The sequence below is a fragment of the Bradyrhizobium sp. CCGUVB1N3 genome, from assembly GCF_024199925.1.
GTDB lineage: Bacteria > Pseudomonadota > Alphaproteobacteria > Rhizobiales > Xanthobacteraceae > Bradyrhizobium.
Window position 1 is genome coordinate 8,146,541 of the sequence record NZ_JANADR010000001.1, and the last position, 13,046, is coordinate 8,159,586.

A 13,046-nucleotide genomic window follows, 5' to 3' on the forward strand; every position below is an offset into this window, starting at 1 on the left:
GCAACTTCCGCCGGCTCCTGGAAGGCGTGCAACGGCGCGGCGTGCACGTAACCGTGGTCTCGACGGCAGCCACGCAGCCGTGCGATGGTGGCCCACGATCTTCGCCGACCGGCTAATGAGTTTGTCGTCTTACTTGAGCTGAAGCCAAAAATCGGCCGCGTGGCCGCCAGGCGGCCGCGCGTCTCACTAGGTGCAGCTCTCGAGCGTGCATAGTGGCGGCGCAGAGCCGGTACTTTAGGCATGCATGCGTCGTCCGAAAGAGCGTGGTCGATCATCGTAGAGTGAATGCGGAGCTGCTGTCGAGATTTGCCGCTTTCGATCGCGTATGGAGGTGAACTAGGTTTGATTTGAGGATGCTTGGACGTGCCGTTGTAACGTCTGTCCTCATGCTGTCGACCAGCCTGACCACCTCGACGGGTGAACGAAGCTCCAGTTTTCTCATCATCCGCGCACGATTGACCTTCACCGTCACCTCGCTGACATTCAGCCTGACCGCGATCTGCTTGGCGAGCAATCCGTCCGCAACCAATGGTAAGATGTCGCGCTCCCGTGCCGTGAGCCCCTCGACGCGTCGTCGCGCTTCGCGCACAGCGTGTTCGCGCTCAAGTCGCTTTCGGTCGAATTCGATGCCAACCCGCACCGCATCGAGAAATTCCTGCTCGCGGAACGGCTTGGGCAGGAAATCCACCGCACCACGTTTCATCGCTTCCACCGAGATCCGAACATCCGAAACGGCGCTGATAAAGACGATAGGAATCGAGACCCCTGACTCGGCGAGAGTGCGCTGCAGGTCTAAGCCCGTCGGAGATGTGCCAGGAAAGCGAACGTCCAGCACCAGACAAGACGGGCCATGAAAGAAGTCCTCTATCGCTAATTCGTCAATCGAAGCAAACAATCTCACTCGAATCCCAGCATCCTGGCATAAAGTTTCAAGAGAGCTCCTGATCTGCTCATCATCATCAACCACATAAATCGTTGCCGGACTCGTACTCATGATCGATAGTCTCCTCGTCCAATTCATTTCGTGGCGGGAACCGATGCATCGGTTCCATCTTTGCAATTAATGCAATCATCCTAATGTTGCGGCGTGACAATGTTGCGATGTAATTCACGCTTCTTGAAGTTTGAGTCTCCTGCTGGACATGCGCATTGAGATGATCGTGAGGCATGTCTGCAAGAATGATTTATCAGAAAGCAAGGAAGAACCAGTCCAATTTGAGAATACGTGCCAAACGCCTGGACAATCGCGAGCGCTTGACTGCTCTACCGGACGTCCTTGGCTCGAACAGAATGGACGACCGCAGCCAGTAGTAGACAGTCGGCCTCGGTTGCGTCAGGCTCGCGGTAGTCCCCATGAGGGAGATCAGCGTGCGCAGTGGCCAAGCGCTAAACGTGATGATCACCTCGCCGATCAGCTTGCAGTCTGTGGAAGCCCCGCAGGCTCAACGTGAGCGTCATCGATAGCAAGTCACCACTACGGATCGGCAGTACCGAATGCTTCTAAGCCGAGAAGCCTCGAGCAACTTGAAACGTATCCCCGTGCGATCACGTTTCGTGAATATCGGGCTCGTCACGATAGCCGCGCTTCTTCGCGCGATTGGCTTTTGGTCGGAGATGTTCGCTAGATCGTCTTTCGCAATACGCCAGCCGAATTTGGCTACGTTCTCGTCGTTCGTTGGTCTTCCCTACGACGATGTTGACTTGCTGAAGATCAAGCTCGCGATGAAAGTTGGCGGTGAATACAAGCTTAGAGCTGGCTCCGCAAATTCGGACAGTAGCTTGAGTGGATTTTCTGCCTGAGAGCGGCGAGGCTTCTTGCCGCGAATCAGGAGCGAAGATGACGAAGAGGAGTCGCCGGACGCATTCTCCGGCATTCAAGGCAAAGGTGGCTTTGGCGGCCGTGAAGGGGGAGAAGACGTTGGCCGAGCTGGCGCAATTGTTTGATGTCCATCCGAACCAGATCACGACCTGGAAGACCCAACTCCTGGAAGGCGCCGCCGGAGTGTTTGGGCAGGACAACGGACCGGCCGAGGCGCCGGTCGATTTGAAGGCGTTACATGCCAAGATCGGCGAGCTTGCGTTGGAGAACGATTTTTTGTCCGGCGCGCTCACCAAGGCGGGCCTGCTGAGCGCAAAGCGATGATCGACCGCGACCATGATCTGTCTGTCGTGCGCCAGGCGAAGGTCCTGAACCTTGCCCGCAGTACGGTTTACTATGAACCTCGGCCGGTTTCGGCCGAGGACCTTGTCTTGATGCGCCGGCTCGATGAGCTGCACCTCGATTATCCCTTCGCAGGGGCGCGCATGCTGCGATCGCTGTTGCAGCGTGAGGGCATGCAGATTGGCCGCCGCCACGTCGCGACGCTGATGAAGCGCATGGGGATCGAGGCGATCTATCGCCGTCCGAACACGAGCAAGCCCGCACCGGGCCACAAGATCTACCCGTACCTATTGCGCGGATTGAAGATCGAGCGGCCGAACCAGGTCTGGGCAATGGACATCAGCTACATTCCGATGCGACGTGGATTCGTCTACCTCGCGGCGGTCGTCGATGTGTTCAGCCGACGGGTGTTGGTCCATCGCGTATCGATCACGATGGAGACGATATTCTGCGTCGAAGCGCTCCAGGAGGCGTTGGCGAAGCACGGCAGGCCCGAGATCTTCAACACGGATCAGGGTAGCCAGTTCACCAGCCTCGACTTCACCGGCGTGCTGCTGGACGCGAACATCGCCATCAGCATGGACGGCAAGGGTGCCTGGCGCGACAACGTGTTCGTCGAGCGGCTGTGGCGCACTGTCAAATACGAGGAAGTCTATCTGCGTGCTTACGACAGCGTGCTCGAGGCGCGAGCATCGATTTCCAAATATCTGGCGTTCTACAACCGAGGACGTCCTCACTCGAGCCTTGACGAACGCACGCCCGACGAGGCTTACTTCGGCGCGCAAACGATGGTGACGGCCGCATGATCGTCGCCAACGATTTTGCTGCGGCTCTGGTCGGGCTTACGCCCTCCCGACGCCACAGCAAAATCGTAAAGCCCCGCCTTCAGCATAACCCGGCAGGAATCCACTTAATTTTCGCGGGGCGCTGTCCAAACAACCGGGGCCAGCTCTCACCAGGTCTTCGTGCTGATGGTGAGCTACGCCGGCGGACGAACCCGGCAATCAGTGTGCGCCGCGAACGGGTTCCCGAGGTTTCGCCGCTGGCTCGACTATTATCAGAAGCTGAAGGAGGCCATCGAGACGATCTGCGAGCTCAATCACGATTTGCTGCGTCCGAGAGAGCCGCGACAAAGCGCGGAGCGCGCGGGAGGAACCGTGATTAAGATGCGGCGGGCGCAGCTGAGCTTCGGCGACGGATTGATCACTGAGGGCGTGAGCGATCTTCGTGAAGACTGGATGACACACGCCGACCAAGTGCTGGCGGACGAACAAATCGTATCTGCAGTGTACGAAGCGTTGGCGAAGCGGCATCCCAAGAGTCGCGGCCGCGGCCGACCGGGCGCTCCAGCCGAAGTGGTTCATGTGATGAAGCAGACCAGAGTGCGCGTCTTCCGTGGTGATACGCGCTCTGAAGGCAAGATCCTCAGCCTGTTCGAGCCATCGACAGAAATCATTTGCAAGGGCAAAGCGGGCAAGCCCAACGAGTTCGGCAAGATGGTGAAACTACAGGAGGCCGAAAACCAGATCGTGATCGACTATGAAGTTTATGTGTAAAAGTAGGAACTTAACCTGACAGCCGGGCTTTGTCGCGGCAGGTGTCCGACAAAGATCTGATGTCCGACGTCACGCGGCCGGCAGCAATTTCTCCCTCGCCTGGGCACTCGCGTCAAGCAACGTTTGCATCGGCGTCTTGCCGTAGCACCATCGGCCCTGATGCGGGCGCACTTCATTGTAGGCGGCAATCCACTCATCGAGATCGCCCTGCAGCGCGAGGATGCTCGGATAGATCTTTTTGCGGAAGGCGACGCGGTAGAACTCCTCGAGCACAGTGCGATGGAAGCGCTCGACAATGCCGTTGGTCTGCGGGCTCTTGGTCTTCGTGCGGGTGTGATCGATGTCCTCGACGGCGAGATATAGCTCGTACTCGTGATGCTCCGGATTGCCGCAATACTCGGTGCCGCGATCGGTCAGGATTCGGCTCAGCGGGATATCCTGCGCATCGAAGAACGGCACCACGCGGTCATTGAGTAGCTCTGCCGCCGTGATCGGCGTCTTGCGGTCATACAGCTTGGCAAACGCCACCTTGCTGTAGGTGTCGATGAAGGTCTGCTGATAGATCCGACCCACCCCTTTCATGTTGCCTACATAGAAGGTGTCCTGCGCGCCGCAATAGCCGGGGCACTCGCTTTCGAACTCACCATACGCCTCCTTCTCGGACTTGGCCTTCTCCAGCGCGACGAGCTGGGCCTCGGTCAGCACCAGGCCATCCTGGGCCATCTTGGCCTCCAGCGCCGTCAGCCGTTTCTTGACGTTGGCAAGATCGTGACGCAGCCACACCGCCCGCACCCCGAACGGTGAGACCGATAGGCCGCGACGCCGGAGCTCGTTGCTGACCCGCACCTGCCCCCAGGCCGGCTGTTCGATCGCCAAGTCCACGACCGCGACCTCGATCTCGGGCGCTACACGGTTTTTCAGGACCGGCTTCTTGCGGCTGATCTCGATCAGCGCCAGCTCGCCGCCTTTGTCGTACAGCTCCTTGAACCGGTAAAAGCTGTCGCGGCTGTAGCCCATCATCCGGCAGGCCTGGCTGACATTGCCCAGCTGCTTGGCCAGTTCCAGCATGCCAACCTTCGCGCGAATGACCTTCTGCTCTTGTGTCATGGGACCGTCTCCTGTGAGACGCTGCGGGCTGCGCGGGAGCGCCCATTTGGGTGAGCGCTCCTGCTCGCCCGCAGCTCCGTTCCCTGCCAGTTTCGAACCATGTCGTAAGATTAAGTCGAAACTTCTACAGTTTATGCTCAGCGACCGCACGATTCGGAGCTGCTGATTGCAGCCTTCGAAACGCATCAATCGATGCTCGGACGTGCGTCACGAATCGTGGCGGCAGACGCCGCCTTTTACTCCGCAAAAAATGAGGTCGCCGTGAAAGCGAAAGGCGCCAAACGCGTCTGCATCCCCAACCGCTCGACCAAGAGCATTGAACGCAGGTGCGAGCAGAAAAAGCGCTGGTTCCGTAACGGCCAAAAATGGCGGACCGGATGCGAGGGCCGCATCAGCGTGGCCAAGCGGCGACATGGGCTTAACCGTTGTCGCTACAAAGGCGAGGCCGGCATGAAGCGTTGGGGCGGCCTCGGTGTCATCGCCGACAACATCGTCAATATCGGCCGTGCAATGGAAAAGCGGACCGCCCCATAGACAGCCTCGCCATCTGACTCTGCAACACCCCGCCGGTCACCTCCGACTTTTGCGTTGCCGGACGCCCTCGGCCACTCTGTCCAAAACATCAATTTTGCGCCGGAAAGTAGCTAGCAGCCGAAGCGGCTCGGGCGCTCATTGCATCTGCCGAAGCAAGAATTTCCTCCGCAATCGAGGAGATGCAAGTGGACTACATCCCAGCTACTGCCTCCGTCTCTCCAAACAAGGACATCGATACTTGTCTTCGCGCTTGGCCGACCTGCTCCGGGATGTCGACACCTGACATCTCTTCTGCCTCCTATGCTGCTGTTTCGCCTGGAGGCAGCATGCGCAGGCATTCTTCAATGACGTACTCGGGGATGCTCTCGAACTTATGGAGGTTCAGCTGCATCACGTACTCATTTTCGATGTTATAGGATTCGTTGATAAACTTGCGGATGACGTCATCGTCGTGGTCGATGTTAAAAATCCGGAACAGCTGGATTTTCTCCTACCCGACGTCCGTGGCCAGGAATTTGCACGGATGGCGTTGACGTCGTTCACTTCCGAGACAAGCGCGTCGTAGTTGAATCCTGGCATGTGTTCGGCCTGGATGCTGGCCTCTGCCGCCTGCTTCTAACGTCCTTGGTACTTTTTATCACATCGATGGCGGGCTCGATGTCACGAGTCAGCATGAGGGTGGTCCGCCCCCTCAGGCTGGCCTTGCGCTGGAATAGTTCGTGCAGGATGGCGAACTTCTTGTTCTTGTCGAAATGACGACATAGGGTCGTCCAGCACAACCAAATCCGGGTTTTCACTCCGCACCTGGTACATGAAAAGAACCAGTGCGAAGGCGTTTTTTTGCCGTAGCTCAGATGCTTCGACGCGGTCTCTAGGTGGCCGGCGAGGTCGCGGTGCACCAGCCAAGGCCGGTGTGTGGGAGAAAGTGTTCGCCGAACTGATCAAAGATCGCGACAACAAATATCTGATGCTCGATACCACTCTGGTTCGTGTCCACCAGCAGGCCGCGAGCGGAAAAAGGGGGCCAAAACTCAGGAATTGGGGCGTTCCCGAGGTGGGTAGACCACCAAGAGCCACATGCTCTCCGATGGTCTCGGCCGACCGCTACGCTTCAAGCTCACCGCCGGCCAGCGACATGACAACCTGACTGCAAAAGCCCTGCTCGAAGGCTTCAAGGCCGAGGCCGTGCTGGCCGACAGGGCCTATGACAACAACGACCTGCAAGACCATCGCAGATATGAACGCCGAAGCGGTGATCCCCTCAACCTGCTCTCGCAAGGTCCCCATTCCGCATGACGAGACGATTTACAAGCTACGCAACCGTATCGAGCGCTGCTTCAACAAGCTCAAGCACTTCCGCCGCTTCGCCACTCGATATGACCAACGGGAAGTCTACTTCCTCGCCTTCGTCCACCTCGCCGCAATCTGCATCTGGCTCCGCTGAATGTGGATTCGTCCTAGTCGAGCCGCGCATCGCGCGAGCTCTTCGGATAGCTTCCAGCGCCGGAAGGAGGCCGCACCGTCGCAGATCAACGTCGGCGCCCCGCGGCCCGCTTTGATCGCCGCAGCCTGCCATCGATTGCGCGGAAGTTGCGCCTAGGCCGGCTTATGCCGTTTCGTTAATCCGCGGAGGTGCTGCCTTCCCCACGACGAAATAGACGAACCCGTAACCCGGGATGAACGCCGACAGGGCGCAATTGAGGATGGACCTGTTTTGCAATCCTCGAATGATCCCCATTACCCGGCTAGCAAATACGGCAATCGTCAAAATCCAGTACCAAAATGAACCCATAACCGAATCCCAATTTCAGACGCGTCCAGCGAGCTCCAATTAAAAACGGCCTCAGCTGGCCGGGGGGCAAATACTGAGGCCGTTCGTAACTGCTCAAGCTGCTCTGCAGCTCGAAGCTAGGTTGAAACGCCACCCATGGCCGTTTGTTCCCGAACAGGAACGCCGGTCATTCGGCAGTCAGGGGCCGGTAGATTTGGGCCACGAGGCGCCCGTACAGCCCCTTTCGTTCGTAGTGGGCCACGATGTGATGGTAGTGCCACATGGGAGAGCCTAAACGGCTGCGAGCTGTTGGATCAGCGCGCCGGCCGATGACGGGCCGTCCTCATAATCGTCGGGGCGGTTGAGGCTGAGCCAATTTACCAGAACCTTTGCCTGGCTCTAAATCCCTCAAACGTCACCGGCATGCTTGCGTCGATCTCTTCGACCAGCCTGCAACAGGCTACATTGAGATCGTCGGAGCGCTGGTTAGCTTCATCAATGCCGTGCTTTTTGCGCAGGCGATCGATCGCCGCGTTGTGCCTGTCGTAGGCGGCAACGATCTCGTTGACCCGCTTTTGTTTCCGTGCGCTCGCGGACCGAGTGTACAGGTGCTGCACCTTCGGTTGCGGTTCGGCGAGATGGTGGAGCTGATCGTCGGACGGCAGGGCATAAAAAATCGGCCTCACGCGCCTCTCTAAGCGACCAATCGTATTGCGGAACGTCCCGGATGGCCTCGATGTCTGAGGTGCTGCACCATAGCTGCGCCTTTTCGGCTGGGTGACGCTCCATCGCATAGCTAACCGGATCGCCGATGCGCCATCTCATGGCCGAAAGGCCGGACTGGCGTCTCCGAGATGACGCGGTCAATCCGCTCGCCGCAGTTCGCGTCGGCAGCCTCGAAGAGCTCGTTGGTCGCAAAAAAAAGTTGGCACCAAGATCCATCAGCTCCTGATCTGGCGAAGCGGCGCGGGCGGCTGGGATCACGGGGATGGTTGCTGCGGCGGCTGCAAGTGCCGAGACAGCAAGAAAGTTACGACGGGATGTGTTACCCGCCGCTCCAGCACCGGAGGCGGAGAAACAGCAACGAGCCGATTGTTGATTTCCACTCGCCGGGCGTCAATCCCCTCTTACCGACTTCAAATGGACGGTTCAGCAGAGCGATAAGAATCATCATTAATGCCGACATGAACTTGCGTCGAGCATCACCATCTTTGTCTCGCTCGAGCACCCGCAGATTGTTGCAAAGTGCCTGCAGGCTTTCTCGGGTGTCGAGCGCAGAGTGCGACTGTCGATGATGGCGGCGGTCGGCTGCGCGGATCGTCCAGCCGCAAGGCGCAGGATAACGCGCAGATCCTCGGCCAGGGCCTCAAAACAACCCGCACGCAACCACCGCTGCGCCTGTTGATAAACGATCTCCCACGGCGGCAAATCGTTCGGCATTCAGCGCCAGGGCGCGCCGGTCTTCACGATATAGCGCAGGCCGTTGAACACCTCGCGAAGCGCGTGCGTCCGCTGCGAGGCGTCCTCGGGCAAAAGTGTCAGATACGGCGCAACAAGCGCCCACTCTTCATCGGAAACGTCAGAAGGATAAGGCCTCGCGGGGAATCGACATCCCGCAAACCTCAACATCTATTGTTAATCAGTCCCGAGACCCTATGTTTGCCCTCTGAGGTGACAGGCGGCCCGCCCCGCGGCAAGCTCCATCGAGGGTTGCGCCGGATGGGCCGGTGCCGAGCCTCAAGCATGGGGAGCGGGCCTGATGAACAATAGCATTTTCGTGGGACTGGATGTGCACAAGGCGACGATTTCGGTCGCAGTGGCGGAGGGGATGCGCGGCGGTGAAGTTCGTAACTTGGGAATCATCGCTAATCGCGCCGATCAAATCGACAAGCTGGCGAAGAAACTTGGCAAGAGTGATCGGCAGGTCAGTTTTTGTTACGAGGCCGGACCCTGCGGATATGGCCTGCATCGACAACTGACGGGACTGGGACACAACTGCATCGTGGTGGCCCCCTCGCTGGTCCCGATGAAGGCCGGGGATCGGGTAAAGACCGACCGGCGCGATGCGGCGATGCTGGCCAAGCTGCACCGGAGTGGCGAGCTGACAGCGGTGTGGGTTCCGGATGCGGCGCATGAAGCCATGCGCGACTTGGTGAGAGCCCGCGCCACGGCGATGCGTGTGCTCGGCAAGGCGCGACAACATCTCCAAGGCTTCCTGCTGCGACATGGGCGCATCTATGCCGGGAAGAGGGGGTGGACTCTGGCTTATCGTCGCTGGCTCACCACGGTGCGCTTCGATCACCCGGCGAGCCAGATCGTTCTGCAGGACTACATTCATGCCGTGGCCGACGCTGAGGCCCGTGTGAACTGCTTGACCAAGCGGATCGCGGAGCTGGCGCCACAATGGTCGATGACGCCATTTGTAGAGGCCGTGCAGGCGATGCGCGGCGTCGCCTTCATCGTCGCCGTAACGGTGGTTGCCGAGGTCGGCGACTTCTCCCGCTTTGACAATCCCCGCCAGTTGATGGCCTTTCTCGGCCTCGTGCCGTCGGAGCATTCGAGCGGCGCAACCATCCGACGCGGCGGCATCACCAAGGCCGGCAACGCGCTGGCCAGGCGAGCTCTGATCGAGGGAGCATGGACCTATCGCATGCAAGCCCGCGTCAGTCGCAAGCTCCATGACCGTAACGAGCGCCTGCCGCAAGCTATCCGCGATATCGCCTGGAAGGCCCAGGTCAGGCTGTGCGCCCGCTATCGCCGCTTGTCGGCGACCGGCAAGCCCAAGGTGATCGTCACCACCGCCATTGCACGCGAGATGGTCGGCTTCCTGTGGGCGATCACTCGTCAAGTCCAACTCGGGCCGGCCACCTGACGAGCGCTGCTCGACCATATCGGTGCCCAGGGCAGGAGGCAGGGCGCGGTGGGGAATCCTCGTGGCTGTTATGAGCCGGCATTGCCGACGCTCGCTCCTAGACCGAGGCAGCCCCAAGACGAAACCACGGTCATGCGGTAGCCAACCCGCGCATGAGAGCTTGATCAACCGTCGTCTTTGCCCTGCCTCCTACCGTGGGCACCTTCGAAGTCCAGCGTCCGGGCGCTCAGCCGGAAGCGGCTCCGCTTGATCGATTCGCTTGACAGAACGCACTTCCACCGGGTTCGCTCCACTCGTTCGGCTCAACCTCGGCCTGCGACGGATCCATCTTGATTATGTTGGCTGAAGTCCGTCAAAGGGACGCGCTGTCGTCTTTGATCCGCCACCTTGCGACGTTCTGTTCTCGATGAGTACTTGGCCTTCATGCATGATCTGGCTAAGGCGCAAGTCAGCGGATGCGGCTGAGCAAGGGACGAGCCAGGAAGGCGCCGAGTTGGAGAATTTCCCAACACCCATCTTTCCGATCAAACTGAACGTGGGAATTGAGCTCAATGTTGAAAATTGTAGCGGTAGCGGCAATTTTCGTAGGAGAAGCCCTTTCAATAATTGCCGAATTGATTGCCTCAAAGAAATTTGGAACGGCAAGTGGGCCTCTGACAACGCTTCTGCCGATGTTCCTGCTGGTGACGTTGGGCGGCATCCTGCTCGTCTCTGGATACGCCCTCGGCTACATGCATCTCAAAAACATTTGGATAATTGTCGCGATATCGGTGGGATCGATTTTAGTGGTGGAGCCGATCCTCGCATTTCTGCTGTTCCGCGACGTGCCTACAACCGGCTCACTGATCGGGCTGGTTTGCGGCGCGGTGGGCACGCTCGCAGCGATTTTCTTATAAGCGCTAGTTTGGTCGGAGTTCAATTGGCGGGCTTGGGCGAGATAGGTGATGGAACTGAGGAGGTCGGCGCTCGCTGGGGAGGCTGGCGTTGGTCGGGAAGGTGCCGGCTTTGGACCGAACGGTGTCCGCCGTTACCCGCTTTAGAACGCGCGTCTTCGACGCGCCTGTCTCGTGCGCCAACCACCTTAGTGTGACAACGCAGGTACCCGTTCGTCAGGTTTATCTGACCTCCGGTGCTTCTCGCGAACTCCGGCTCGGCAAGCAAGTTACTCCTTTTTCCGTTGAGGCATGCGCTCGGCGCGCGCGCCTGATCGGGATTACAGCCCCCAGGCCGCCAAGCCATGTCGTAAAAAAGGCGGAAACGGTTGCCGCGCTACGGCTCCGGCCCGCACCAATCCGGCTCATGTCCGGCCTGTGTCGGCCTACCCGCCCTTTGTCCTAGAGCGAAGAAATGATGGATCACCCCCGATACGCTACGCGCGGTCGCCTCGATTCAGACCGCGACCGACTGCACAATCGTGGCAAAGCGCACCGCTGTTTGGACCACCGCCGAGCTGATGCCGGCCTCCCGCAGCGTTTTCTCACGAGCGTCCATGCAGCCGCCGCAACCATTTGCCGGGAAGACTGCCTGCGACCACAACTTGAAATTGACTCTGTCCACGACGTGGTTCGCGACAATGTTCGCGCGTAACCGCACCGGCATCGCCTTGTATTCCGGATTGGATGCGAGGTGAACGAAGCGCTAGTAAACCTTGTTCATCGCCATCACGGCAGCCGCACATTTCGCTGCTGCGATCGCCGCTGGTGTGATCACGACGGCCGCCGCGGATTCCATCGCCTCTGTGACACTGAGTTGCGGGTCGCAATCGCGCTCGCCAGCAACAGGCCGTATTTGCTTTGCGGTAAAAGCGTCTCATCGGTCATCGTCGGCGCCGGAGTCTGACGTCCTTGGCGGAATGCGGAATTTGATCCCTCAACTGCTCGATTGACATGTTGCCTCAGGCGACTTTCAGCGTCTCGCCGCCGATTTCGCGATTGCAGGGGCAGAGCGCATCGGTCTGCAGCGCGTCCAGAACCCGTAGCGTGTCCCTCGGGCTACGGCCGACATTCAGGTTGGTCGCATAGACATGCTGGATCGTATTCTTCGGATCGACGATGAACGTGTAGCGATGGGCGACGCCCTCAGGCGAGCGCACGCCAAGGCCATCGACAAGGGCGCCTTTGGAGTCAGCAAATTGCCAGATCGGAAGGTGATGCAGGTCCTTGTGCTCGCGGCGCCAAGCGAGCTTGCAGAATTCGTTGTCGGTTGAGCCGCCAAGCACGATCGCATTGCGATCGGCGAAGTCCTTGGATAGCCGGGCAAACTCGGCGATTTCGGTCGGGCAGACGAAGGTGAAATCCTTGGGGTAGAAGAAAATGATTTTCCATTTTTCGGGAAAGCTCTCTTGAGTCAACGTCTCGAACGCGCTCTGCCCTTTCTCTTCCTGCAGGTGAAAGCCGGGCTTCACGCCCGTGACTTCGAACGACGGCAACTTACTTCCAATTCCAAGCATGTATGTCCTCTCAGGGTTGCTTCGCGTGGAAGCGGTGGTCCGGCTTCATCGAAGCAATCGACATGCCACTCGATCTTGCGGTTTAGACTGACGGAAATGCAACACAGGTTCTGATTGGTTTGAGAGTTCCGGAGAACCGATCGGGGAGGGACCAGCACTTCGATGCTGTGGGGCGAGCCGGGTTGGCGGCCTGACAAAAACCTGCACATTCGAACGTCAACATCATCTGGTGAATGGAACGCAGAGGACACCGCGAAGCGCCGTTGCATTCCCATTCGGGCGCTTGATGGGTACGCGGACTTGGCGGCCATGGCCTGTGGCATGTGTTTTCTCCTTAACCTGCTTTCGCTCTGGCAAAAGCGCTTGCTGCGATTTCGATGTGCTTGGACTTAGTCGAAACGACTTGCTCGGGTGGGGCGCCGAGCGATCACGCGAGCGATCCGCGAGAAGAAACGTTCTGCGAGGCTGTCCTCGGCATCGGTGATCGAGTCGTCGCAGATTGGTGACGCTCGCGAGGGGACTTCAAGTGCGGCTGCACGAGTGTAGCACGGAGTTGTATCCCACCAAAACAAGGAGGCGACAACATGCTACTTTGT

The 13,046-nt window shown here is 59.0% G+C and carries 9 protein-coding genes and 5 pseudogenes; 8 read left to right on the plus strand and 6 right to left on the minus strand.

What is annotated here, in order from left to right:
* Positions 1–271 precede the first annotated feature (271 nt).
* A complete protein-coding gene (locus NLM33_RS38600) occupies positions 272–994 on the minus strand; it encodes a response regulator transcription factor (RefSeq protein ID WP_254103629.1) in 723 nt (240 codons plus the stop codon).
* An 843-nt stretch (positions 995–1,837) separates the two neighbouring features.
* On the opposite strand from NLM33_RS38600, the gene NLM33_RS38605 reads away from it, so the two are divergent.
* Positions 1,838–2,967, plus strand: a protein-coding gene (locus NLM33_RS38605; RefSeq protein WP_254095161.1) for an IS3 family transposase whose coding sequence is annotated in 2 segments (ribosomal slippage) — positions 1,838–2,090 and positions 2,090–2,967 — 1,131 coding nt in all. Because the reading frame shifts where the segments join, the coding sequence is not laid out codon by codon here.
* Between the two features lie 360 nt (positions 2,968–3,327).
* Positions 3,328–3,711, plus strand: a pseudogene (locus NLM33_RS38610) (hypothetical protein); the annotation flags it as partial.
* Positions 3,712–3,786: 75 nt separating this feature from the next.
* Here the strand turns inward: NLM33_RS38610 and NLM33_RS38615 are convergent.
* Positions 3,787–4,824 (minus strand): IS481 family transposase, encoded by a 1,038-nt coding sequence (locus NLM33_RS38615; RefSeq protein WP_254106103.1) that lies wholly within the window; start codon positions 4,822–4,824, stop codon positions 3,787–3,789.
* A gap of 129 nt (positions 4,825–4,953) precedes the next feature.
* Between NLM33_RS38615 and NLM33_RS38620 the strand changes: the two are divergent.
* The 3 genes and pseudogenes from NLM33_RS38620 to NLM33_RS49915 form a co-directional block, all read left to right on the plus strand.
* A pseudogene (locus NLM33_RS38620) lies at positions 4,954–5,358 on the plus strand (transposase); the annotation flags it as partial.
* A 1,077-nt stretch (positions 5,359–6,435) separates the two neighbouring features.
* On the plus strand, positions 6,436–6,654 hold the full coding sequence (locus NLM33_RS38625) for a transposase (protein WP_254103630.1): 219 nt from the start codon (positions 6,436–6,438) through the stop codon (positions 6,652–6,654).
* Complete coding sequence (locus NLM33_RS49915) at positions 6,596–6,802, plus strand: transposase (protein ID WP_371930161.1); 207 nt, start codon at positions 6,596–6,598, stop codon at positions 6,800–6,802. The genes NLM33_RS38625 and NLM33_RS49915 overlap by 59 nt, the downstream gene beginning before the upstream one ends.
* 704 nt (positions 6,803–7,506) lie before the next feature.
* Here NLM33_RS49915 and NLM33_RS38630 read toward each other — a convergent pair.
* Positions 7,507–7,815 carry a hypothetical protein gene (locus tag NLM33_RS38630; RefSeq protein ID WP_254103631.1) on the minus strand — a complete coding sequence of 103 codons (309 nt, stop codon included), beginning with the start codon at positions 7,813–7,815 and terminating at the stop codon, positions 7,507–7,509.
* Positions 7,816–8,377: 562 nt separating this feature from the next.
* Positions 8,378–8,758 (minus strand): annotated as a pseudogene (locus tag NLM33_RS38635) (transposase); the annotation flags it as partial.
* 130 nt (positions 8,759–8,888) lie between these two features.
* On the opposite strand from NLM33_RS38635, the gene NLM33_RS38640 reads away from it, so the two are divergent.
* From NLM33_RS38640 to NLM33_RS49920, 3 genes and pseudogenes are all read left to right on the plus strand, one after another.
* On the plus strand, positions 8,889–10,001 hold the full coding sequence (locus NLM33_RS38640) for an IS110 family transposase (RefSeq protein WP_254103632.1): 1,113 nt from the start codon (positions 8,889–8,891) through the stop codon (positions 9,999–10,001).
* Between the two features lie 551 nt (positions 10,002–10,552).
* On the plus strand, positions 10,553–10,897 hold the full coding sequence (locus NLM33_RS38645; RefSeq protein ID WP_254103633.1) for a hypothetical protein: 345 nt from the start codon (positions 10,553–10,555) through the stop codon (positions 10,895–10,897).
* Between the two features lie 109 nt (positions 10,898–11,006).
* A pseudogene (locus tag NLM33_RS49920) lies at positions 11,007–11,165 on the plus strand (DUF6088 family protein); the annotation flags it as partial.
* Positions 11,166–11,390: 225 nt separating this feature from the next.
* Here the strand turns inward: NLM33_RS49920 and NLM33_RS38655 are convergent.
* Positions 11,391–11,889: pseudogene (locus NLM33_RS38655) on the minus strand (carboxymuconolactone decarboxylase family protein).
* 6 nt (positions 11,890–11,895) lie between these two features.
* Entirely contained in the window at positions 11,896–12,450 is a 555-nt protein-coding gene (locus NLM33_RS38660; RefSeq protein ID WP_254103635.1) for a peroxiredoxin, read from the minus strand.
* Positions 12,451–13,046: the final 596 nt, after the last annotated feature.

What these genes read in the sequence shown, in the direction of transcription:
- NLM33_RS38615 (WP_254106103.1), bottom strand. Translation starts at nt 4,824, where the DNA reads ATGACACAAGAGCAGAAGGTCATTCGCGCGAAGGTTGGCATGCTGGAA.
- NLM33_RS38625 (WP_254103630.1), top strand. Translation starts at nt 6,436, where the DNA reads ATGCTCTCCGATGGTCTCGGCCGACCGCTACGCTTCAAGCTCACCGCC.
- NLM33_RS38640 (WP_254103632.1), top strand. Translation starts at nt 8,889, where the DNA reads ATGAACAATAGCATTTTCGTGGGACTGGATGTGCACAAGGCGACGATT.
- NLM33_RS38660 (WP_254103635.1), bottom strand. Translation starts at nt 12,450, where the DNA reads ATGCTTGGAATTGGAAGTAAGTTGCCGTCGTTCGAAGTCACGGGCGTG.
- NLM33_RS49915 (WP_371930161.1), top strand. Translation starts at nt 6,596, where the DNA reads ATGAACGCCGAAGCGGTGATCCCCTCAACCTGCTCTCGCAAGGTCCCC.
- NLM33_RS38645 (WP_254103633.1), top strand. Translation starts at nt 10,553, where the DNA reads ATGTTGAAAATTGTAGCGGTAGCGGCAATTTTCGTAGGAGAAGCCCTT.
- NLM33_RS38600 (WP_254103629.1), bottom strand. Translation starts at nt 994, where the DNA reads ATGAGTACGAGTCCGGCAACGATTTATGTGGTTGATGATGATGAGCAG.